This window comes from Methylobacterium sp. yr668 (genome assembly GCF_900116245.1).
Lineage (GTDB): Bacteria > Pseudomonadota > Alphaproteobacteria > Rhizobiales > Beijerinckiaceae > Methylobacterium.
Window position 1 is genome coordinate 251,710 of record NZ_FOZY01000004.1, and the last position, 21,645, is coordinate 273,354.

25 protein-coding genes are annotated in these 21,645 nt (G+C 73.1%); 11 read left to right on the forward strand and 14 right to left on the reverse strand.

Annotation, left to right across the window (positions count from 1 at the left end; all coding sequences use genetic code 11):
• Positions 1–18 precede the first annotated feature (18 nt).
• From BM419_RS07555 to BM419_RS07560, 3 genes are all read right to left on the reverse strand, one after another.
• A complete protein-coding gene (locus BM419_RS07555; protein ID WP_020095221.1) occupies positions 19–198 on the reverse strand; it encodes a hypothetical protein in 180 nt (59 codons plus the stop codon).
• Positions 199–319: 121 nt separating this feature from the next.
• A complete protein-coding gene (locus BM419_RS32310; RefSeq protein WP_020095222.1) occupies positions 320–487 on the reverse strand; it encodes a hypothetical protein in 168 nt (55 codons plus the stop codon).
• A 171-nt stretch (positions 488–658) separates the two neighbouring features.
• On the reverse strand, positions 659–952 hold the full coding sequence (locus tag BM419_RS07560; protein ID WP_056523934.1) for a hypothetical protein: 294 nt from the start codon (positions 950–952) through the stop codon (positions 659–661).
• A 201-nt stretch (positions 953–1,153) separates the two neighbouring features.
• Here BM419_RS07560 and BM419_RS07565 point away from each other — a divergent pair, with 201 nt between their 5' ends.
• Together BM419_RS07565 and BM419_RS07570 are read left to right on the forward strand one after the other, a co-directional pair.
• The gene (locus BM419_RS07565) at positions 1,154–2,269 is read left to right on the forward strand and encodes a pyridoxal phosphate-dependent aminotransferase (protein ID WP_091682520.1); all 1,116 of its coding nucleotides are present in this window, start codon (positions 1,154–1,156) and stop codon (positions 2,267–2,269) included.
• Positions 2,262–3,221, forward strand: a complete 960-nt coding sequence (locus tag BM419_RS07570; protein ID WP_042673722.1) for a prephenate/arogenate dehydrogenase family protein — start codon at positions 2,262–2,264, stop codon at positions 3,219–3,221. Before BM419_RS07565 ends, BM419_RS07570 begins: the two co-directional genes overlap by 8 nt.
• 147 nt (positions 3,222–3,368) lie before the next feature.
• On the opposite strand, the gene msrA is transcribed toward BM419_RS07570, so the two are convergent.
• The gene (msrA, locus tag BM419_RS07575) at positions 3,369–4,097 is read right to left on the reverse strand and encodes a peptide-methionine (S)-S-oxide reductase MsrA (RefSeq protein WP_091925978.1); all 729 of its coding nucleotides are present in this window, start codon (positions 4,095–4,097) and stop codon (positions 3,369–3,371) included.
• Between the two features lie 142 nt (positions 4,098–4,239).
• Between msrA and trpB the strand changes: the two genes are divergently transcribed.
• Complete coding sequence (trpB, locus tag BM419_RS07580) at positions 4,240–5,481, forward strand: tryptophan synthase subunit beta (RefSeq protein ID WP_020095227.1); 1,242 nt, start codon at positions 4,240–4,242, stop codon at positions 5,479–5,481.
• Between the two features lie 63 nt (positions 5,482–5,544).
• On the opposite strand, the gene BM419_RS07585 is transcribed toward trpB, so the two are convergent.
• The 3 genes from BM419_RS07585 to BM419_RS33360 all read right to left on the reverse strand — a co-directional run bounded on the left by BM419_RS07585 (position 5,545) and on the right by BM419_RS33360 (position 6,612).
• Entirely contained in the window at positions 5,545–5,940 is a 396-nt protein-coding gene (locus BM419_RS07585; RefSeq protein ID WP_020095228.1) for a type II toxin-antitoxin system VapC family toxin, read from the reverse strand.
• 11 nt (positions 5,941–5,951) lie between these two features.
• Positions 5,952–6,194 carry a type II toxin-antitoxin system VapB family antitoxin gene (locus tag BM419_RS07590; RefSeq protein WP_020095229.1) on the reverse strand — a complete coding sequence of 81 codons (243 nt, stop codon included), beginning with the start codon at positions 6,192–6,194 and terminating at the stop codon, positions 5,952–5,954.
• Positions 6,195–6,300: 106 nt separating this feature from the next.
• Positions 6,301–6,612, reverse strand: a complete 312-nt coding sequence (locus BM419_RS33360; RefSeq protein WP_326491903.1) for a helix-hairpin-helix domain-containing protein — start codon at positions 6,610–6,612, stop codon at positions 6,301–6,303.
• A gap of 395 nt (positions 6,613–7,007) precedes the next feature.
• Here BM419_RS33360 and BM419_RS07600 point away from each other — a divergent pair, with 395 nt between their 5' ends.
• Both BM419_RS07600 and BM419_RS07605 read left to right on the forward strand, forming a co-directional pair.
• Complete coding sequence (locus tag BM419_RS07600) at positions 7,008–8,900, forward strand: ABC transporter ATP-binding protein (RefSeq protein ID WP_175556281.1); 1,893 nt, start codon at positions 7,008–7,010, stop codon at positions 8,898–8,900.
• Positions 8,901–8,985: 85 nt separating this feature from the next.
• Entirely contained in the window at positions 8,986–9,885 is a 900-nt protein-coding gene (locus BM419_RS07605) for a cell envelope integrity EipB family protein (protein WP_091925982.1), read from the forward strand.
• Positions 9,886–9,894: 9 nt separating this feature from the next.
• Here the strand turns inward: BM419_RS07605 and BM419_RS07610 are convergent, their stop codons facing one another.
• A complete protein-coding gene (locus tag BM419_RS07610; RefSeq protein WP_307188484.1) occupies positions 9,895–10,197 on the reverse strand; it encodes a DUF3572 domain-containing protein in 303 nt (100 codons plus the stop codon).
• Between the two features lie 74 nt (positions 10,198–10,271).
• Between BM419_RS07610 and BM419_RS07615 the strand changes: the two genes are divergently transcribed.
• The 5 genes from BM419_RS07615 to BM419_RS07635 all read left to right on the forward strand — a co-directional run bounded on the left by BM419_RS07615 (position 10,272) and on the right by BM419_RS07635 (position 15,344).
• Complete coding sequence (locus BM419_RS07615) at positions 10,272–10,643, forward strand: response regulator (RefSeq protein WP_007560977.1); 372 nt, start codon at positions 10,272–10,274, stop codon at positions 10,641–10,643.
• Between the two features lie 170 nt (positions 10,644–10,813).
• On the forward strand, positions 10,814–12,187 hold the full coding sequence (locus BM419_RS07620) for a PleD family two-component system response regulator (RefSeq protein WP_091682506.1): 1,374 nt from the start codon (positions 10,814–10,816) through the stop codon (positions 12,185–12,187).
• A 130-nt stretch (positions 12,188–12,317) separates the two neighbouring features.
• Positions 12,318–13,526, forward strand: a complete 1,209-nt coding sequence (locus tag BM419_RS07625) for a DUF2252 family protein (protein WP_091925984.1) — start codon at positions 12,318–12,320, stop codon at positions 13,524–13,526.
• A gap of 127 nt (positions 13,527–13,653) precedes the next feature.
• Positions 13,654–14,616, forward strand: a complete 963-nt coding sequence (locus tag BM419_RS07630) for an acetyl-CoA carboxylase carboxyltransferase subunit alpha (RefSeq protein WP_020095236.1) — start codon at positions 13,654–13,656, stop codon at positions 14,614–14,616.
• Entirely contained in the window at positions 14,613–15,344 is a 732-nt protein-coding gene (locus BM419_RS07635) for a DUF1796 family putative cysteine peptidase (protein WP_091925986.1), read from the forward strand. The genes BM419_RS07630 and BM419_RS07635 overlap by 4 nt, the downstream gene beginning before the upstream one ends.
• A gap of 57 nt (positions 15,345–15,401) precedes the next feature.
• On the opposite strand, the gene BM419_RS07640 is transcribed toward BM419_RS07635, so the two are convergent.
• Positions 15,402–15,653 carry a CCDC90 family protein gene (locus BM419_RS07640; RefSeq protein ID WP_020095238.1) on the reverse strand — a complete coding sequence of 84 codons (252 nt, stop codon included), beginning with the start codon at positions 15,651–15,653 and terminating at the stop codon, positions 15,402–15,404.
• A gap of 441 nt (positions 15,654–16,094) precedes the next feature.
• Here BM419_RS07640 and BM419_RS07645 point away from each other — a divergent pair, with 441 nt between their 5' ends.
• Positions 16,095–17,612: a L,D-transpeptidase family protein gene (locus BM419_RS07645; protein WP_091925988.1), complete on the forward strand. Its 1,518-nt coding sequence runs from the start codon at positions 16,095–16,097 to the stop codon at positions 17,610–17,612.
• 4 nt (positions 17,613–17,616) lie between these two features.
• Here the strand turns inward: BM419_RS07645 and BM419_RS07650 are convergent, their stop codons facing one another.
• The 5 genes from BM419_RS07650 to BM419_RS07670 all read right to left on the reverse strand — a co-directional run bounded on the left by BM419_RS07650 (position 17,617) and on the right by BM419_RS07670 (position 21,644).
• A complete protein-coding gene (locus tag BM419_RS07650; RefSeq protein ID WP_012318839.1) occupies positions 17,617–17,790 on the reverse strand; it encodes a YqaE/Pmp3 family membrane protein in 174 nt (57 codons plus the stop codon).
• A 124-nt stretch (positions 17,791–17,914) separates the two neighbouring features.
• A complete protein-coding gene (locus tag BM419_RS07655) occupies positions 17,915–19,474 on the reverse strand; it encodes a cytochrome c (RefSeq protein WP_244540721.1) in 1,560 nt (519 codons plus the stop codon).
• A gap of 78 nt (positions 19,475–19,552) precedes the next feature.
• A complete protein-coding gene (locus BM419_RS07660) occupies positions 19,553–19,924 on the reverse strand; it encodes a hypothetical protein (RefSeq protein WP_020095241.1) in 372 nt (123 codons plus the stop codon).
• Positions 19,924–20,421 carry a TspO/MBR family protein gene (locus BM419_RS07665; RefSeq protein WP_091925992.1) on the reverse strand — a complete coding sequence of 166 codons (498 nt, stop codon included), beginning with the start codon at positions 20,419–20,421 and terminating at the stop codon, positions 19,924–19,926. The genes BM419_RS07660 and BM419_RS07665 overlap by 1 nt, the downstream gene beginning before the upstream one ends.
• Positions 20,418–21,644, reverse strand: coding sequence for a geranylgeranyl diphosphate reductase (locus BM419_RS07670; RefSeq protein WP_091925994.1), 1,227 nt, complete (start codon positions 21,642–21,644; stop codon positions 20,418–20,420). The genes BM419_RS07665 and BM419_RS07670 overlap by 4 nt, the downstream gene beginning before the upstream one ends.
• Position 21,645: the final 1 nt, after the last annotated feature.

Here is a 21,645-nt window from a genome sequence, read left to right on the forward strand (position 1 = left end):
CAGGCCCGGTCGGGTCGCTCACGCGATCGGGGCGGCCATCACGGCGAGCCCCAGGGCGGGCAGGCCGAGCGCGAGGGCGGCCCGGGCATCCAGACGGTCCGCGCGGACGCCCGCCCGCCAGTGCCGGCTCGCCGCGCTCTCGATCAGCATGCCGGCGAGCACGAGACCGCAGCCGATCAGGGCCTGCATCGAAACCATGGGAACCTCGCCCGGACAGCCGCGCGACCGGGGGCGCCGCGCGTCTCGGCGCGCCCCCGGTTGCCGCTGGGAAAGTCCGTCCGGTGTCTGACGGTTCCTCGCCGACGCCTCAGCCGGCGCCTCAGCGCATGGCGGCCGCGCAGGCCGCGAAGACCAGGGCGGCGCCGGCGGCCGTGATGCAGCCGTTGGCCCAGGGCGCCGCCTCGGCGCGCCGCAGGCGGCAATCCGCGGCGACCGAAACGAGGATCCCGATCAGGAAGAGGCTGCAGGGGATCAGGTCACCGGGCATCGTCGATCCATCCAGGGGTTGCGGGTCGGGGCACGCCCGACGCGCCCCTGTTCTCCCGGTTCAACAGGCCGAAACGTGGCGAGTGCCCCGCGGCATTTGCGCGTCGCCGATTTGCCGCGGCGCCCCGGATGGATCGCGCTGGTTGAAGTCCCGCCGATGAAGTCCCGCCGATCAGGTCCTGGCCGAGGCCGGCCGGGTGTCGAAATCCTCCGGGCCCAGATCGAGGAGGTCGTTGGGGGTCTCGGTGCGGTCGTAGGCCTGGCTCGCCGCGGCCTCGATCACCGCCTGATTGCGGGCGAACAGCTCCAGGGGGGCGAGGTCGGCGCCGCCGAACTGCTGGCGCAGCACGGGAACCGGGACCTCGACCGCGATCACCCGCTGGCCGTTCGTCATGGCGAAGCGGATCAGCGAGTCGTCGGCGGGGAGGATGTGGGCGCCGCCGTCCAGGTAGCGTTCGAGGGGCATGCGGGGATCCTTCGTGGTGGGCGCCTGTCGGCGGAGCGCCGGCATACAGCCACGACTCCGTGCACGCGGACAAGTCGCCCTGTCTGGGTCGAGTCTGGTCGGGCCGGCCCCTCCGGGCGCGGCCCCGGGTTCACCGGCCGAGGAAATGCTGTAGACGGGCGCGGAACCGACCGAACCCCGCGCATCCCGAGTCGCACCGCAATGTCCGCCCCCCGACCCGCCCGTCCGGAACCGCGTCCCGGCGTCCTGGCGATCGACACCTACGTGCCCGGCAAGAGCGGGCGGCCCGGCGGCGGCAAGGTCTACAAGCTGTCCTCCAACGAGACGCCCCTCGGCCCGAGCCCGGCGGCGCTGGCCGCCCTCCACGCGGCGACCGCCAAGCTCGAGACCTACCCGGACGGGCGCGCCACGGTGCTGCGCACCGCCATCGCCCGGCGCTACGGGCTCGACCCCGAGCGGATCGTCTGCGGCGCGGGCTCGGACGAGCTCCTGTCGCTGCTGGCCTACGCGTATGGCGGGCCGGGCACCGAGGGGATCTACTCGGAGCACGGATTCCTCGTCTACCGGATCGCCATCCTGGCCTCAGGCGGCGAGCCCGTGGTCGCGCCCGAGCGCGACCTCACCGTCGACGTCGACGCGATCCTGGCCCGGGTCACCGACCGGACCCGGATCGTCTACGTCACGAACCCCAACAACCCGACCGGCACCTACCTGCCCTTCGACGAGATCCGCCGCCTCCACGCCGGCCTGCCGCCGCACGTGCTGCTGGTGATCGACGGCGCCTACGCCGAGTACGTCCGCGCGAACGACTACTCGGCTGGGCTCGAGCTGGCCCTCGAGGCCGAGAACGTCGTGATGACCCGCACCTTCTCGAAGATCCACGGCCTCGCCTCCGTGCGGATCGGCTGGATGGTCGCGCCGGCGCACGTGGCGGACGCGGTCAACCGGATCCGAGGCCCGTTCAACGTCTCGGGCCCGGCGATCGCCGCGGGCTCGGCCGCCATCGCCGACGAGGCGCACATGGCCGCCGCCGCCGCCCACAATGCCGAGTGGCTGCCGAAGCTCACCGAGGGCGCCCGCGCGCTCGGCCTGGAGGTCACGCCGAGCGTCGCGAACTTCCTGCTGATCCACTTCCCCGACGCGCCGGGCCGCTCGGCGGAGGACGCGGACGCGTTCCTGACCGAGCGCGGCCTCATCACCCGGCGGGTCACTGCCTACGGCCTGCCCAACGCCCTGCGGGTGACGGTGGCGGGCGCCGAGGCGAACGAAGCCTTCCTGGCCGCGCTCGGCGACTTCGTGCGGGGCCGGCATGGCTGAGACGTCCGTGGCCGGGGCGCCCGGGACCGAGGCGCCCGCTATCGGCCGCCTCGCCATCGTCGGTCTCGGGCTGATCGGCTCCTCGATCGCCCGGGCGGCGCGCCGCTACGGCCTCGCCCGGACCATCGTGGCGGTGGACCGCGACGCGGCCGTGCGCGCCCGGGTGCGCGAGCTCGGCATCGCCGACGTCGTCACGGGCGACCCGGCGGAGGGCGCCGCCGGCACCGACCTCGTCATCCTGTGCGTGCCGGTGGGCGCGATCGGGGCGGCGGCGGCCGAGATGGCGCCGCATCTCAAGCCCGGCGCGATCGTGTCGGATGTCGGCTCGGTGAAGGGCGCCGTGGTGGCGGCGGTCCGGCCGCACCTGCCCGAGGGCGTCGCGCTGGTCCCCGGGCACCCGATCGCCGGGACCGAGTTCTCGGGGCCGGACGCGGGCTTCGCGACCCTGTTCCAGGGCCGCTGGTGCATCCTGACCCCGCCCGAGGGCACCGATCCGGCGGCGATCGAGACCGTCCGCGCCCTGTGGGCGGGGATGGGCGCCGACGTCGAGACGATGAGCGCCGAGCACCACGACCACGTGCTCGCCATCACCAGCCACCTGCCGCACCTGATCGCCTACAACATCGTGGGCACCGCGGCCGACCTCGAGGCGGCGACGCAGTCCGAGGTGATCAAGTTCTCGGCGAGCGGGTTCCGCGACTTCACCCGCATCGCGGCGTCCGACCCGACCATGTGGCGGGACATCTTCCTCAACAACCGCGAGGCGGTGCTGGAGATGCTCGGCCGGTTCAACGAGGATCTCTCGGCGCTCGCCAAGGCGGTGCGCTGGGGCGACGGCGACGCGCTCCACGCGATGTTCACCCGCACCCGGGCGATCCGGCGCAGCATCGTGGCGCAGGGCCAGGAGACCGCGGCCCCGGATTTCGGCCGGCCGCGTCCGCCGGAGGAATAGGGAAGGCGGCGGACCGACCCTCACGCACACCAGGTCGCTCAACGTCGTCTTTGCGAGCGCAGCGAAGCAATCCAGGGTGGCTCTACGCTGTGGGGGATGTCGCGCTGCCCTGGGTCGCTTCGCTGCGCTCGCGATGACGGGGAGCGCTCAAGCTGGCGGGCGGTTGACCAGCACCGGCTGCGCGGCCGTCCGCTCCGGGAACAGCTGCTTCAGGGCCTCGAGCTTCGGCGCGTCGTTGGCGGCGATGTACGGGTGGCCGGGGTGCAGGGCCATGAAGTCCTGGTGGTAGCCTTCCGCCGGGTAGAACGCGGCGCCCGGCTCGATCCGGGTGGCGACCGGCCGCGCGTAGGCCTGGGCCGCGTCGAGCTGGGCGATGTAGGCCCCGGCCACCCGCGCCTGGTCGGCGTCCTGCGGGAACAGGGCCGAGCGGTACTGGCGCCCGGCATCGGGTCCCTGGCGATCCACCTGGGTCGGGTCGAGGGCCACCGAGAAGAAGATCCGCAGCAGCTCGTCGTAGCGGATGACCGACGGGTCGTAGGCGACCGACACGGCCTCGGCATGGCCGGTCCCGCCGCCGCTCACGGTGCGATAATCGGCCTCGGCCCGGGTGCCGCCGGCGTAGCCCGACACCGCGCCGCTCACGCCGCGCACGTGCTGGAATACCCCCTGCACGCCCCAGAAGCAGCCGCCGGCGAAGACGGCCACGCGCGGCCCCGGCGGCTCGGCGGAGCGGGTCACGGCCTCCGGCAGGCGCCGGGGCGCCTCCTCGGCGAAGGCCGGGAGCCGGGGGAGCAGGACGGCGCCCGCGAGCCCGAGCCCGAGCCCCGCCCCGAGGACCGGGCGGGAGAGGGTGCGGAACGTGTCGCGAAGGGCCATGGTCAACCTCCTGCCGGATGCTGACAGCCCGTTCGCGCCGGCGCCCGATCCGGTTACGCGCGCGGCTGGCCGCATTGCGGTGACGGCGACATGGGTCTAGGCACCCGGCAACAGATCGACACGCGCGCGCAGGATCCGTCCCGTGACCATCGCCCCCGAGCCCAACTCCTTCCGCACCGGCCCCGACGAGCGCGGCCGCTTCGGCATCTTCGGCGGCCGCTTCGTCGCCGAGACGCTGATGCCGCTGATCCTCGAGCTGGAGGCGGCCTACGACGCGGCCAAGCAGGACCCGACCTTCCAGGCCGAGATGGAGAGCTACGGCACCCACTATATCGGCCGGCCGAGCCCGCTCTACTACGCCGAGCGCCTCACCGAGCACCTGCGCGCCAAGGCGCCGGCGGGGCAGGGCGCCAAGGTCTATTTCAAGCGCGAGGAGCTGAACCATACCGGCTCCCACAAGGTGAACAACGTGCTGGGCCAGATCCTGCTGGCCCGCCGCATGGGCAAGCCGCGGATCATCGCCGAGACCGGCGCCGGCCAGCACGGCGTCGCCACCGCCACGCTCTGCGCGCGCTTCGGCCTCAAGTGCGTCGTCTACATGGGCGCAGTCGACGTCGCCCGGCAGGCGCCCAACGTCTTCCGCATGAAGATGCTCGGCGCCGAGGTGATCCCGGTGGAATCCGGCACCAAGACCCTCAAGGACGCCATGAACGAGGCGCTGCGCGACTGGGTCACCAACGTCGCCGACACGTTCTACTGCATCGGCACGGTGGCGGGCCCGCACCCGTACCCGGCCATGGTCCGCGACTTCCAGTCGGTGATCGGCCGCGAGACCCGCGAGCAGATGATCGCCCAGGAGGGCCGGATCCCGGATTCCCTCGTCGCCTGCATCGGCGGCGGCTCGAACGCCATGGGGCTGTTCCACCCGTTCCTGGACGACCGCGAGGTCGAGATCTTCGGCGTCGAGGCCGCGGGCCACGGCGTCCAGTCGGGCCTGCACGCGGCCTCGCTCACCGGCGGCAAGCCGGGCGTGCTGCACGGCAACCGCACCTACCTGCTGATGGACGGGGACGGCCAGATCGCCGACGCGCACTCGATCTCGGCGGGCCTCGACTATCCGGGCATCGGCCCCGAGCACGCGTGGCTGCACGAGATGGGCCGGGTCACGTACCTGTCGGCGACCGATTCCGAGACGCTGGAGGCGTTCAAGCTCTGCTCGATGCTGGAGGGGATCATCCCGGCCCTGGAGCCGGCCCACGCCCTGTCCAAGATCCTGGAGCTCGCGCCGCAGCGCCCGGCCGAGCACCTCATGGTGCTCAACATGTCGGGCCGCGGCGACAAGGACATCCCGCAGGTGGCCGAGATCTTCGGCACGAAGATCTGAGGGCGCGCGGCGGCGGTCCTCCGCCCGCCGCGCCCCGCCTGTCCCGCGCGCGGACCGTCGGCCTCAGGCGGTCTCGATGTCCGTGAGCGGGAAGTCGTTGCCCTTGTGGAGCAGCGGGATGCCGTGGGCGCGGGCACAGGCGTAGGCGAAGCAGTCGCCGAAGTTCAGGCCGGCCGGGTGCCGGCCCTTGCCGAAGCGGTCGTAGGCGTCCAGCGCGCCCGCTTCGGCCTCCGGCGGGACGGCCACGATCTCGATGCCGGCGAGGTCGAGATAGGCGTGCACCGCCTCGCGGGCGGCCGGGACCGGGAGATCGAGGTGGCGCGCCAAGGCCACGCCGGTTTCCCAGACCGCCAGGGGCGACGTCACGCGGCGCAGCGCCCGCTGAAGCCGGGCCGCCAGGGCGGCCGCATCCGTCTCGTCGGTGAGGATCGCCGTGAGGGCCGACGCATCCACGAACATCGGGTCCCGCCTCAGGTGCGCTCGTACAGACCGTCGATGAACGCCGCGTCGGCGGGCTTCCGGTCCGGACCGGCACGCTCGTGCAGGGCACGGACGAAGTCGGCCGTCCGCTCGACGAGATCGGGCCGGTTCGTCTGGCGGGCGATCTCGTTCTGAAGCGCGCGGCGCACCGCGTCGGTCTTGCTCGTGCCCAGCAACGCCATGAGCTGGGCCGCGAGGGCGTCGACCTGCGGATCCTTGACGTAGAGCGGCATGCGCGGACCCCTGGGATATCCCGCACAGCGCTAATTTATATCCTCGGACGCCGCAAGGCGGAGCGGGCCGGAGCGGGTCGCCGGGCCGCGGCCGCTCACCGCACGGTCACCGCACAGTCACCTGATCCTTGATCTTCTCGTAGACCGACCGGCTGAGCACGCGCTTCGACAGCAGCTGCTCCACCGACGTGTAGGGCCGCTTGGCGACGATCGCCCGGCCGATGGCGCCGCCGCCGCGCAGGTGATTGAGATCCGCCACCGAGGCGGTGTTGAGATCGAGGATGGCCAGGGCCCGGGGACCGGCGCTGTCCTCCGCCCGGTCGACCTCGGCCTGACCGGCCGCCTCCTGCGCCGACGGATCGGGCTGCGCCTCCCGCGGGGGCGGCTCGGCGGGGAAGGCCGTCGCGTCGGAGGGCATCTGCGTCGGCGCCGGAGCGCCGCCGGACGGGGCGGGGGCGGGCTCGACCGCCGCGGGCTCGACCGCCGCGGGCGGGGCGGGCGGCGCCGCGGGAGCCGCGGGAGCCGCAGGAGGCGGCTCGACGCGCCGGACCGTCGCCGAGGGCTGGGGGGCCGCCGGTGTTTCCGGAGCGGACGCGGGCGGAATCGCCGGTCCGGGTGCGGGGCTCGGCAGCAGGGCCTGCACCACCGCCGCGAGGATGCCGGCAATGATGAGGAAAACCGAAACTCTGAGGATTGCAGGACCGCTGAGCACGCACCACTCGACGAGGATTAAAACTATATGCATCTACAGTTAATGATATCCTTGCACGTCGTCCAATCCACGCCCGAAACCCGGCGGGTCATCCCCAGGGTATGAGCGGGCCCGCACCGCGGCCGGGGGCGGGACTGCGTCGGCGGCTGGGTGAGCGACTCGGCGAGCGCCTGGGCGAGCGCGTCGGCGCGCTGCGCCACCTGCCGACCCTGTTCCGGGAGATCGCCGCCGCGAGCCCGCGCCTGCTGGCGGCGAGCCTGTCGCTGCGCCTCGTGGCGGCCTGCCTGCCGGTCCTGACCCTCTACCTCGCCAAGCTGATCCTCGACGGGATCGTGGCCGAGCACGCCCGGCCGGCGCCGGAGGCGGGGCTCGCTTCGTGGCTCGCCGATCCCGGCCGGGCGCGGCTCGCCGGCCTCGTCGCCGCCGAGTTCGGCCTCGCCCTGCTCTCGGACCTGACCGGCCGGCTCTCGAGCCTCGTCGAGACCCTGATCGGCGACCTCTACGCCAACGCGGCCTCCCTGCGGCTGATGGCGCACGCCGCCGAGCTCGACCTCGCTCAGTTCGAGGACAGCGCCCAGCAGGACCGGCTGGAGCGGGCCCGCCGGCAGGTCAGCGGCCGCACCGGCCTCATCGGCACGGTGTTCGGCCAGCTGCAGGGCCTCTTGACCCTCGCGACCCTGGCGGTCGGGGTCGCGGCCTTCACGCCCTGGCTCGTGGTGCTGATCGCCGCCGCCCTGGTCCCGGCGGTGCTCAACGAGTGGCACTTCACCAAGGCCGGCTACCGCCTCGCCTGGATCCGCAGCCCCGAGCGGCGGCGGATCGACTACCTGCGCTACCTCGGCGCCAGCGTCGAGACCGCCAAGGAGATCAAGCTCTTCGGCCTCGCGGGCTACCTCACCGGGCTCTACGCCGCGGTGGCGGGGCGGCTGCTCGCCGAGAACCGCGGCCTCGCGGTCGCCCGGGCCGGCTGGGGCTTCGCCTTCGCGAGCCTCGGGACGCTCGCCTACTACGCCGCCTACGCGGTGATCGTCTGGCGCACGGTGGCGGGCGCCTTCTCGGTGGGCGACCTCGCCTTCCTGGCCGGCGCGTTCCAGCGGCTGCGCGGCGGCCTGGAGGGGCTGCTCCTCGGGCTGACCCAGATCACCGGCCAGGCGCAGTATCTCGAGGATTTCTACGCCTTCTTCGCGATCCGGCCGCAGATCCGCTCGCCCGCGCGGCCCGCTCCGGTGCCAAGCCCGATCCGCGCGGGGCTGGTCTTCGAGGGGGTCGGCTACCGCTACCCGGGCACGCAGGTCTGGGCGCTGCGCGACCTCTCCTTCGCCGTCCGGGCCGGGGAGACGGTGGCGCTGGTCGGCGGCAACGGCGCCGGCAAGACCACGATCGTCAAGCTGATGACCCGGCTGTACGACCCGCACGAGGGCCGCGTGCTCCTCGACGGCGTGCCGCTGGCCGCCTACGACCTCGACGACCTGCGGGCGCGGATCGGGGCGATCTTCCAGGACTTCGTCCGCTTCGACCTCACCGCCGGGGAGAACGTCGCGGTCGGCCGGATCGCGGCCGCCGACGACGCGGACCGCATCGCGGCCGCGGCGGCAAGGGGGCTCGCGGCCCCGGTGATCGAGCGCCTGCCCGGGGGCTACGCCCAGCCGCTGGGCAAGCGCTTCGCCGGCGGCCTCGACCTCTCCGGGGGCGAGTGGCAGAAGGTCGCGCTGTCCCGGGCCTACATGCGCGAGGCCGAGATCCTGATCCTGGACGAGCCGACCGCCGCCCTCGACGCCCGGGCCGAGCACGACGTCTTCGCCCGGTTCCGGGAACTGTCGGCCGGGCGGACGGCGGTGCTGATCTCGCACCGCTTCTCCACCGTGCGCATGGCCGACCGCATCCTCGTCCTGGAGGGCGGCCGGGTCCTGGAGGAGGGCAGCCACGCCGCCCTCATGGCGCGGGGCGGCCGCTACGCCGAGCTGTTCGCCCTCCAGGCCGAGGGCTACCGGTAGGCCGGCCGGCGCGTCGCCGGGGCGGCCCAAGCATTGCCCGATTCCCTGAGCCTGCTATCTGCGGCGGACCGAACCGGGGTTGTCCATGCGCCTGCGCCTCTTCCCACTGCTGACGGCCGGTCTTCTCGTCTGCGCCGGGCCCACCCGCGCGGCCCCGCCCGCCGCGCCCGAACCGGAGGCCAAGCCGCCGGCGCCCGAGATCGTGCTCGCCAACCACCGCGCGGTCTACGACCTGTCGCTAGCCGAGGGCGGCGGCACCCGCTCGGTGGAGAGCGCCCGCGGGCGCATCGTCATCGACTTCCGGGGCGACGCCTGCCGCGGCTACACGATGCAGACCCGGCAAGTGACGGAGCTGTCCTCCGGCGAGACCGGCGCGCGCCTGTCCGACATGCGCAGCACCACCTTCGAGGGCGGGCAGGGGCGCGAGTTCCGGTTCAAGACGACGACGCTCACCAACAACAAGCCCGCCGCCCCCGTGGACGGGACCGCCTCCGAGCAGGGCGACGCCCTCACGGTGAAGGTGAAGGGCGGCCCCAAGCCGTTCACCGTGGAGGGGCCGGTCCTGTTCCCGAGCGAGCACATGCGCCGCCTGATCGAGGCGGCACGGGCCGGCCAGTCGACCCTCGCGGTCAAGGTCTTCGACGGCTCGGACGACGGCCGGAAGGTCTACGACACCTTCGCGGTGATCGGCCACGCCGCGACCGGCCCGGCCCCGGCCTCCGGCTCGACCCGCGACAAGCCCCTGCGCGACGGGTCGCTGGCCACCATGCCGCGCTGGCCGGTCCGCCTCAGCTACTACACCGAGGGCGCCGGGGAGCGGACGCCGATCTACACCCTCGGCTTCGACCTCTACGAGAACGGCGTCAGCGGCGCGCTCAAGCTCGATTACGGCGACTTCGCCATCCTGGGCGACATGACCGCCCTCGACATCGATGCCAAGGCGGGGCGGGCCGACAGGGAGGCGGGCAAGGGCTGCACGCCCTGAGGCCCCGCCTCACGCCCATGCGTCGTCCGGCCGCGGCGAGAGCGCCTGCCAGGCCGCGGCGATCCGCTCCGGCTTGATCCCGAGGCCGTTCGCGCAGGCGACCAGCACGTTCTCGTCGCCCATCACGTGGTCGAGGACGCCGACCAGGAAGGCCGGCTCCCGGGCGCTCGCGCGGAGCGTGTCGGGGCTCAGGCCGCTCGCCGCCAGGAAGGGCAGGAGACGGTCGTCGTCCCCAGCGATCCACAACAGAACGTCCAGGGCGAGCCGTTCGGCCGACTCATGCCCTTGAAGAGGTTTGCCATTCATCAACATGTGAACGCTACAAAGGTGACGGAGGGGCTTCACGGCCCGCTAATCATGATCGGCGCGCACCGGGACAACGGATCATGAAGAAGACGGTGCTGATCGTCGAGGACAACGAGTTGAACATGAAGCTGTTCAACGATCTCCTGGAGGCGAACGGCTACGCGACGCTCAAGACCGCCCACGGCATCGAGGCGATCGAGCTGGCGCGCGCCCATCACCCCGACCTGATCCTCATGGACATCCAGCTCCCCGAGGTCTCCGGCCTCGAGGTGACGAAGTGGCTCAAGGAGGACGACGACCTCAAGAGCATCCCGGTGATCGCCATCACGGCTTTCGCCATGAAGGGCGACGAGGAGCGGATCCGCGAGGGCGGCTGCGAGGCCTACCTGTCGAAGCCGATCTCGGTCGCGAAGTTTTTGGCAACGGTTCGGGCCTATCTTGAACCGCGTTGACGCCGGCGAGGCGTGCCGTTGAACCGGACCCCCGGCCGCGCCGGGCCGGGTGACCGGTTCAACCGTCCGTCCCGTCGTGTCCGCCCCGGCCCCGGCGGCCGACCGGCGGCGCGCCCCCACGGCACACGGCGCCCGGTCCGGGCCGCTCACCCGCGCCCGCACGAGGAACCATGTCGGCCCGTGTCCTGATCGTCGACGATCTGTTCCCGAACGTCAGGCTTCTGGAGACGAAGCTCGGCCTGGAATATTTCGACACGCTCGCGGCCATGAACGGCCGGGACGCGATCGCGATCTGCGAGAAGGGCCTCTGCGACCTCGTCCTGCTCGACGTGATGATGCCCGGCATGGACGGGTTCGAGGTCTGCCGGCACCTCAAGAACAACCCGCTCACGGCCCACATCCCGGTGGTGATGGTCACGGCCCTCGACCAGCCCGCGGACCGCCTGCGCGGCCTCGACGCCGGGGCCGACGACTTCCTGACCAAGCCGGTGGACGACACCGCCCTGTTCACCCGGGTGCGCAGCCTCGTGCGACTCAAGGCCGTGACGGACGAGCTGCGCCAGCGCGCGCTCGCCTCCCGGGAGTTCGGGATCGGCGATCCCCTGGCGCTCGCGACCGCCGAGACCGGCCTCGACGCCCGGATCCTGCTGATCGAGGACCGGCCCGGCTCGGCCGAGCGCCTCGCCGGGGCCCTGCGCCAGCACCACGTGGTCACGGTCGAGCCCGACCCGCAGGAGGCCCTCCGCCTCGCCGCCGAGGAGTCCTTCGACCTCGCCCTCGTGAGCCTCGACCTCACCGGCTTCGACGGCCTGCGCTTGTGCAGCCAGCTCCGGTCCCTCGACCGGACCCGGGCGATGCCGCTGATTATGCTCGCCGAGGAGTACGACCGCGCCCGGGTGGTCCGCGGCCTCGATTTCGGCGTGCACGACTTCCTGATGCGGCCGGTCGACCGCAACGAGCTGATGGCCCGGGTCCGCACCCAGGTGAAGCGCAAGCGCTTCACCGACGCGCTCCGGGGGGCGATGCAGGCCTCCCTGCAGATGGCCGTGACCGACGCGCTCACCGGCCTGCACAACCGGCGCTACCTCGACAGCCACCTCGGCACCCTGTTCGGCGACGAGGCCGCCCGCCGGGCGAGCCTCGCCGCGCTGATCCTCGACATCGACCACTTCAAGGGGATCAACGACAGCTTCGGCCACGAGGCCGGCGACGAGGTGCTGCGCGGCTTCGCCGAGCGGGTCCGCCAGCACACGCGGCCGATCGACATCGTGGCGCGCTACGGCGGCGAGGAGGTAGTGGTGATCCTGCCGGAGGCGGGCCTCGTCGAGGCGCAGGGCATCGCCGAGCGCATCCGCGAGCGCGTCGAGGCGGTGCCGTTCACCGTGCAGGGGGCGACCCGGACCGTGTCGGTGACGGTCTCGATCGGCGTCGCCGTGCGCCGCGGCGAGGATCTCGGCCCCGCCGACATGCTCCGCCGGGCCGACCTCGCCCTCTACCGGGCCAAGGCGGCGGGCCGGAACCGGGTCGAGTCGCAGGCGGCCTGACCGACGGCCTGACAGGCGTCCCCGCGTCAATACGCGCGCCCGCGCGCGCGGATGAAAAGGCCGGCCTCGCCGTGTTATCGGATTCGGCCGGCCCGTCGAGGCCGGCGGAGCGGCGCGCGGGACCGAACCCATGGACATGCAGGTACCGGCACGATCCGGCCGCGACGCGAGCGTGCTGAACCACCGCCGCCTGTGCAAGATCGCGTCCTCGCCGCACGCCTACGTCCGCGGCAGCACGGCGCGGTTCTACGAGCTGCTCGCCGGGATGCCGGCCGGCACCCTGCCCGAGGGGCCGCCCGTCTGGATCTGCGGCGACGCGCATCTCGGCAATCTCGGCGCGCTCGCCGGCCCGGACGGCGGGATCGACATCCAGATCCGCGACCTCGACCAGACCGTGGTGGCGAACCCGGCCTTCGACCTCGTCCGGCTCGCGCTCTCCCTGGTCACCGCGGCGCTCAACGCGACCCTGCCGGGCATCGTCACCGCCCGGATGATGGACGCCATGGCGGACGGCTACGCCGACGGGATCGCCGATCCCGAGGGGGCCGAGCGGGGCGTCGACCCGTCCGAGATCGTCGTCACGACGAAGCGGCGGGCGCTCGGCCGGCGCTGGCGCCACCTCTCGCGCGAGCGCCTGAAGGGCAAGGCCGCCCGGCTCCCGCGGGGCAGCCGGTTCTTCGACCTCGACGCCGACGAGCAGGACGCGCTGACGGCGCTGATCCGCGATCCGGAGATCCGCCGCCTCGTCCTGGCGCTCGGCAGCGCGGCCGACGACGCCGAGATCCGGCTGCTCGACGCCGCCTACTGGATCAAGGGCTGCAGCTCCCTCGGGCGCCTGCGCTACGCCGCCCTGGTGGAGGTGCTGGGCGGCGACCGCCCGAACCTCGCCCTGCTCGACGTCAAGGAGGCGGTGCCGCACCTCGCGCCGGCCGCCGCCGGGATCGCGGTGCCGCCCGACCACGCCGCGCGGGTCGTCGCGGGGGCGCGGGCGCTGTCGCCCAACCTCGGCGACCGGATGGTCGCCGGCCACATCGGCGGCACGCCCGTCACGGTCCGCGAGCTGCTGCCGCAGGATCTCAAGATCGACGCCGAGCAGTTCTCCCGCGGCGAGGCGGTCCGCGTCTCCCGGCACCTCGCCGCCATCCTGGGCCGCGCCCACGGCCGCCAGATGGGCGCGGCCGACCGCCGGGCCTGGATCGACGCCGTGCGGGCGCCGGGCCCGGGCCCCGACGCCCCCGGCTGGCTCTGGTCGGTGGTCACCGACCTGATGGGCGCGCACCAGCGCGGCTACCTGGAGCATTGCCGCCGGATCGCCCGGGAGGCGCTGGACGCGGCCTGACGCGGCCCTCACCGGCCCGGACCCGGGGCGCTTCCGCCACGCCGCCGGTTGACACCATCCCCGCCATCGCCAACACCTCGCGCCCGCCGCCTCTCGCGCGGCGGACCCCGGGAAGACCTGTGATACGATGGCGGTGACGCGCACCTACCTCGACTTCGAGAAGCCGGTGGCCGAGCTGGAGGCCAAGCTCGAGGAGCTGCGCGCCGTGAGCGCGCGCGACGGCGCGGTCTCCATCGCCGAGGAGGTCGGCCGGCTCGAGGCCAAGGCCGGCCAGGCGCTCGCCGAGATCTACGCGAATCTGACCCCCTGGCAGAAGACCCAGGTGGCCCGCCACCCGCAGCGGCCGCACTTCGTGGACTACCGCGACGGGCTCATCACCGAGTTCACGCCGCTGGCCGGCGACCGCAGCTTCGGCGAGGACGAGGCGATCCTGGGCGGGTTCGGCCGGTTCCGCGGCCGGCCGGTCCTGGTGCTCGGCCAGGAGAAGGGCGCCACGACCGAGGCGCGGCTGCGCCACAATTTCGGGATGGCCCGGCCCGAGGGCTACCGCAAGGCGGTCCGGCTCATGGAGACCGCCGACCGGTTCGGTCTGCCGGTCCTCGCCTTCGTGGACACCGCCGGCGCCTATCCGGGCATCGAGGCGGAGGAGCGCGGCCAGGCCGAGGCCATCGCCCGCTCGACAGAGGCCTGCCTCGCGCTCGGCGTGCCCAACGTCGCCGTGGTGATCGGGGAGGGCGGCTCGGGCGGCGCGATCGCGCTCGCCACCGCCAACCGGGTGCTGATGCTGGAGCACGCGATCTACGGGGTGATCTCGCCGGAGGGCGCCGCCTCGATCCTGTGGCGCGACCAGGGCCGCGCGTCGGACGCCGCGACCGCCATGAAGATCACCGCCCAGGACCTGCTGCGGCTCGGCGTCATCGACGCGATCATCCCGGAGGCCACCGGCGGGGCGCACCGCGACCGCGAGGCGGCGATCCGGGCCGCGGGCGACGCCATCGCCGACGCCCTCGCGCAGTTCGACGGCCTCTCGCCCGTCGAGGTCCGCGACCGGCGCGCCGAGAAGTTCCTGGCGATCGGCCGGACCCTGTGAGCGAGCCCGGGGCGACGGGGGGCCTGTTCGGCGCGCTCGGCCGGCTGCTCGGCCGGCGCGACGCGCGGGAGCCGGGCCGGCACAACCACGTCTCCCTGGGCTGCAATTGCCAGATGGCGCACGTCCTCAAGACGCTCGACCTGCGTCAGTGGTCGGGGCCCCTCGACTGGATCTTCTCCATGCCCGGCATGGCCCGGGACTGCCTCGCCGACGACTTCGCGGCGCTCGTCGATCGGGGCCAGCTGGAGAGCATCCCGGAGGCCGAGCGGCGCGGCCCCGGCATCTGGCGGGGGCGCCACCGGCTCTACCGGGAGCGGCACGGCCTCGAGTGCGTGTTCAACCACCACGACCCGGCGACGAGCGAGGCGGATTACGCCTTCCTCACCGAGGGCGTGCGCCGGCTGCGCCGGGCCCTCGACACGCAGGGCACCGACAACCGCCTCTGGATGATGACCCATCTGCACACGCCCCGCGACGTGGTCGAGGCGATCGACGACCTGCTCGGGCAGCGCGCCAGCTGCAACCACCTGACCTTCGTGCAGCTCGAGACCGGGCACCCGCGCATGGCGGTGGTCGAGGCGCTCGACTTCCGGCCCACCCTGCGCTGGCTCACCGTGCAGACGCCCTCGGAGCCGGTCGGCCTGCGGCTCGCCGACCCGGCCGACGACGCGGCGCTGGTGGCGATCATCCGCGCCGAGGCGGCGCGGCGGCCGGCGCTGTTCGCCTGAGCGGGCGCCCGGGGGCGACGTTGCGGGGCGGCGGCCGGTCGGCTCCCGGGGCGGCCGTCAATGCGCGGCGCGCGACAGGGCAACGATCGCGCCGACGATGACGATCGTCTGGAAGCCGATCGAGCCGATCACCCATTTCATGATGTCGAACTTCGCTTCGGCCAGATCGGTCTTGGTGACGAGGTTCGTCAGATCGGAATCCCGACTCTCGCGGATCGCCGCGGTGATCGCCTCGGCCTGATCCTCGGACAGGCCGGTCGCCCGCAGGCGACGGACGAGGGCGTGCGTGTCGAGCGAGAGGGCCGTCATGGGCGACGTTCGCGTGTTCGAGCCGTCCGGGTCGATCGGCCGAATCCGGATGGCAGCCTCCGCGAACGTGGCGCCTTCATCCCGCCGAGGCAAGCAGCTCAAAGTTGGGCGCCCGGCGCGGTCGCACGCGTCCGCTCCGCCAGGGAGTCCACCGGTCCGCGCACCGGGCCGGCAGGCCGGACCGCGGGCGGGACCGCGCACGAGCACAGCATGGATCGCCGCGCGGCCCTGCGGCTCGAACGGCGCCGTCCCGCGACCCCGACGCGGCGCGCTGTGGATAGCGCGCATCCGCCGGCTCTCCACACCGGAGAACAATCCAGTGTTGCAGCCGGGTCCTTGCGGTAAGGAAGGCGCAAGCTTAACGAGCCTATTGGGTTGGGGAGTGGCACCCGACGCGGCCAGCAAGGCCCGCGGGCGCGCGTAAGACGATCGAGGTTCCCCATGACGGCGCGTCTCGCGACCGCGCGACTGCTGGCGGCGGCGTCCCTGCTGGCCCTGTCGCTCGCCGCCTGCCAGGACGGTTCCGGGATCAACGGCCCGAGCGCGCGCAGCCTCGCGCCGATCGCCCCCCAGACCGTCGCGTTGATGCAGTCCAAGGGGATGCAGCCCTCCGACCCGATCCTGATCCGCACCTTCAAGAAGGAGGCGGAGATGGAGATCTGGAAGCGGGGGAGCGACGGCCGCTACGCCCTCCTGAAGACCTACCCGATCTGCCGCTGGTCCGGCCAGCTCGGGCCGAAGACCCGCGAGGGCGACCGGCAGGCGCCCGAGGGCTTCTACACGATCACCCCGGGCCTGATGAACCCGAACTCGTCGTACTACCTCTCGTTCGACACGGGCTTCCCGAACGCCGTCGACCGGGCCAACGGGCGCACCGGCAAGTACCTGATGGTGCACGGCACCTGCTCGTCGGCGGGCTGCTTCGCCATGACCGACGCCACCATCGCGGAGATCTACGCCGTCGCCCGCGACGCGTTCATCGGCGGCCAGCGCAGCTTCCAGTTCCAGTCCTACCCGTTCCGGATGACGGCCGAGAACATGGCCAAGTTCCGCAACGACCCGAACATCGCCTTCTGGCAGAACCTCAAGGAGGGGTCCGACTATTTCGAGGCCCTGCACGAGGAGCCGAAGATCGGCCAGTGCGGGACCAAGTACGTGTTCGGCGGGGCCGACGCGGCCGCCGGCTCGTGCAAGCCCCGTGTCGACCCGCTGGTCGCGGAGAAGAGCGCGCGCGACACGCACGCGGTCGCCGACCTCGTCGCCAAGGGCACGCCGGCGGTGCGGGTCGTCTACCAGGACGGCGGCCAGAACCCGGTCTTCCGCCCGCAGAACGCCAGCGCCTTCGCGAGCCTCGGCGGCACCGAGACGGTCCTGCCCTACGACGCCAAGGAGTACGGCCGTCACAATCTCGGCGACGTGAGCCGACCCGAGACCCTGGCGGCCGGCCCGCAGGAGATCGAGCTCGCGCCGAAGGGCCAGCCCACGATGCTGGCCGGCGCCGAGCCGGCGGCCGCGACCCGCGCCGCGAAGGCCGGCGGCAAGGGGCACGGGCGGGAGCCAGCGGCGCCCACGACGCCCACGACGCTCATGGCGAACCGCGCCGATCCCGGCGCGCAGGTCGAGACCACGGCGGCCCTGCCCGACAAGCCCGCCCGCATCGCGGTGGCGGACGCGGACGGCGATGCGAGCAGCTACCAGAAGCTGTTCGGCCAGCTCTTCGCCAAGGACAAGCCGGCCCCGGCGGCGCCCGCGGCCCCGGCGGTCGCCGCCGCGGTCGTGCCCGCGGCGGCGCCGGAGCCGGCGAAGGTCGCCCACGCCGCCGAGACGGTCGCGCCGAAGGCCGCCAGGGCCCACGCGGTGAAGACCGCGAAGGTCGAGGGCAAGGGTGAGTCGAAGGCCGACGCGAAGGCGGAGAAGCCCGCCCTCCGGAAGGGCGAGCCCGAGGGCCGGAAGCCCTGACGGTTCAGACCAGCGGCCGGTCGCGGTTCATCAGCCACAGGGCGTGGACCGTGCCGGGCAGCCAGCCCAGGATCCACAGCAGGATGTTCAGCAGGAACTGAAGGCCGAAGCCCGTGGTGACGAGCACGGCGATCGGCGGGAAGAAGATCGCGAGCAGGATGCGGACGAGGCTGGACACGGGGACTCCGGGCGTGAGGTCGGCACGTCCCGGCTCCAACGAAACACGGTTTTATCCGTTCCGCCCGATCTGACCCCGAACCGGCCCCGAAGACCCCGGCAGTCCGGGGCCGCGGGGCGGCGCCTCAGTTCTTCGCCGGCGGCGTGGTGGCCGAGGGGACGTTGGCGGCCTGCTTCTCCGGGTGCTTCACCTGGCTGTAGGCGACGTTCGCGAAGGTGCCGATCACCGCGGGCCAGCTCGGGTTGCCGTATTGCGGGTCGTCGCGGTCGACCTTGCAGAAGGCCGTGGTCAGGCCGTTGACGATGTCGTCGTCGGTGACCCCGGTCGGCTCCGCCTTCACCTGCTGCACCAGCCGGGCGAGGGTCGGGACGAAGTCCTGCTGCTTCAGGCCCTTCAGGCTCGCCTGCAGCCCGATCTTGTCGAAGGCGGCCTTGAGCTTGTCCTGCTCGATCTCCGCGCAGGGCGCCGTGCCGGCCAGCATGGTCTTGGTGGCGGCGCGCGCCTCCGAGGCCTTCTCGCCGGTCACGACCGGCGCCTTGTTGCCCCAGGAATTGCGGATGTAGTCGGTGACGTTCTTCACCTCGACGTCGGTCATCTGCTGGCCGATCGCCACCATCGGGGCGAGCCCGCTCTGGGCGCCGAGCCCGCCGTAGATCACCCGCAGCACCGTCTCGGGGCCCTCGGACTGGACCGAGGTGTTGCCGGCGAGCGCCGGGACCGCGCCCTCGATGCCCTTGCCGTCGGGCTGGTGGCAGGAGGAGCAGTAGGTCAGGTAGGTGGAGGCGCCGGGCGCGTCGGGCGTGTCGAAGGCCGTGAGGTCCTTCGGCTTGTAGGTCTGCTTGGCCGGCACGGTGCGCAGGTACGCCACCATGGCCTTCAGGTCCTCCTCCTTCACCTTGGAGAGGGATTCCATGATGGTCTGACGCATCGGCCCGGCGGCGACGCCCGGCCGGTCGCCCGGGGCGGTGCCGGTCTTGAGGTAGGTAACCACCTGCTCGTCGGTCCAGGCGCCGATGCCCTGGTGGCCGTCCGGGGTGATGTTGGGGGCGTACCAGCCGTCGATCACGCCGCCGCCGAACCGGCCCGCGAAGCTCGAGTTGCCGACGAGCTTGTTCTCGTTGTGGCACATGGCGCAGTGGCCGAGCCCCTCCACGAGGTAGCCGCCGCGGTTCACCTCGGCGCTGGCCTTCGGGTCGGGCTTGAAGCGCTCCTCGGTGAAAAAGGCCGTCCGCCACGTCACCAGCGCCGTGCGGACGCTGAACGGGAACGGGATCTGGCTCTCCTTCCGCTTCTCGTTCACGGCCGGGACCGACTGGAGATAGGCCCAGATCGCCTTGGTGTCCTCGTCGGTGACCTTGGTGAACCACGCGAACGGGAAGGCCGGGTACAGGTAGCCGACGTTCTTGCTGTAGCCGTGCCGGAACGCCTGATCGAAGTCGGCGTAGCTCCAGTTGCCGAGGCCCGTCTCCTTGTCGGGGGTGAGGTTGGGGGTCATGATCACGCCGAAGGGCATGTTCAGCGCGTAGTTGCCGGCGAGGTACTTGCCGCCCGGCGCCGTGTGGCAGGCCGCGCAGTCGCCCATCGTCACGAGGTACTTGCCGCGCTCGATCTGGTCGGCCGAGCCGTCCTGCGCCAGCGCCGGCGCGGCCAGGAGCAGGCCCGCGAGGAAGGGGGCGGCCCGCATCGGGGCCAGCCGCGTCGGGGCCGCGCGGCCGGAGGAGAGGGCTCTCGTGCGCTGCATGCCGCGTCTCCCATCCCGATTTTAGAGCTGTTTGAAACTTGTGACGCGCGTGAACGCGGCCGTCGCGGGCGTTGTTCCGGCCGGCGCCGCGCTGCGGCGTTGTGCCGTGGCCGCCCGGACCCGCAGGCCGAGGTCGGCGAGATGGGCGACGAGCCCGGCGAGCATCCACCCGGCGACCGCGACCCAGCCGGCCCCCACGAGCGCCGCCCGCAGGGCCAGCATCAGCGCGGCGCCGGAGGCGAGGTTGGCCAGCAGGGACGGCAGCGGCGGGCCGCCCCGGCGGGCGAGCCACGCGAGGGCGAGCGCCTCCAGGGCGACGAGCAGCAGGATCCCGTCGACGATCCGGCCCGACGCGAAGGCGGGGCCGAGGACCGGGTCGAGGAGCGCCCCCATCAGGCGGGCTCCGCGAACGGCCCGTTGAGGCGGACGATCCGCAGGTTCAGGCAGGCGGCGACGCTGACCCAGGCGAGGTAGGGCAGGTTCATGAGCGCCGCCGCGCCCGAGACCCGGCCGGTCACCAGCACCAGCACGGCGATGGACAGCCACAGGACCGCGACCTCGGCCAGCGCCCAGTCGGGCCGGCGGAACCGGAAGAACAGCACGCTCCAGGCGATGTTGAGCACCCCGTTCACCGCGTAGGCGGCCAGCAGGACGCCCCGGGCGACGGGGTCGGCGTCGCCGTTCCAGGCCAGCACGCCGGCGGTGGTGGTGAGCGCGAAGATCACTGCCCAGACCGGCCCGAAGGCCCAGTCCGGCGGCTTCCAGGCCGGGACCCGCAGGCGCCGGTACCACGTGTCCGTCGTGGTCGCGAGGCCGCCGGCCACGGCCACCAGCACGGCGGCGACCGCCGCCACCGCGGGCGGTCCCAGATCGGCGGCGGCGAGGCTCACGGCGAGACCCAGCGGAACAGGTGCGCGAGGTCCTTGAAGAAGATCCGCGCGTGGGCGGCCGGCTTCGCGCGGACCAGCTCCTTGTTCATGTAGCTGTCCCAGGTGAGCTGCTGGACGTCCTTGTCCCGGCAGATCGAGACGAAGCGCTCGCGCAGGCCGTCGCTGCGGTACCAGACCCACTGCATCATCCCGAGGATCCAGAACACGCGCCCGTGCAGCTTCATGAACTGCTTGCGCGCGCCCGCGAGGGCGCGCGCGTCGCCGGTCCGCAGGAAGGCTGTGGCGGCCTCGGCCGACAGCCGGCCGCCGAGCATCGCGTAGTAGATCCCCTCGCCGGAGGCCGGCGCGACGACGCCCGCGGCGTCGCCCGCGAGCAGCACGTCCCGGCCGTTGTCCCAGCGCTTCAGGGGCTTCAGCGGCAGCGGCGCCCCCTCGCGGCGGACGGTCTCGGCGTGGTCGAGGCCGGTGGCGGCGCGCAGGGCCCGGATCGAGGAGCGCAGCGAGAACCCCTTCCGCGCGCTGCCGGTGCCGATGCTCAGCGTGTCCCCGTGGGGGAAGATCCAGCTGTAGAAGTCCGGCGAGTGGCGGCCCTGGTAGTAGACGTCGCAGCGGGTGGCGTCGACCGACCCGGCCCCGGGGGCGCCGGCCTCCGGGACCCGCAGGATCTCGTGATAGGCGAAGACCTGCCGCATCCTGGCGTGGCCCGGCACCTCCGCGCGGCCGACCGGCGAGCAGGCGCCGTCGGCGCCGAGGACGAGGCGGGCCCGGACGGCGTGGCGGGCGAGGCCGGCCCCCGCGCCGGTGGTGAAGTGGACCAGCGGCGGCCCGTCGTCGGGCCGGGTGATCCGGTCGTAGGCCGCCGCGCGCAGGTCGGCGCCGGCCGCCGCGGCCCGCTCGCGCAGCCACGGGTCGAAGTGCTCGCGGTCGACCATGCCGACGAAGCCCTCGCCCACCGGCATGTCGACGGCCTTGCCGCTCGGCGCCACCATCCGGGCGGACCGGATCTTCGCCACCAGGAGCGCGTCCGGGATCGCGAAGTCCCGGATCAGCCGGGGCGGGATCGCGCCGCCGCAGGGCTTGATCCGGCCGGGCTTGTCGAGGAGCAGCACCGCGTGGCCGGCCCGGGCGAGGTCGGTCGCCGCCGTGGCGCCGGCCGGCCCGCCGCCGACCACGACGACGTCGTAGCTGTCGCGGCCGGGGCCGCCATCGTCCAACCGAGCCATG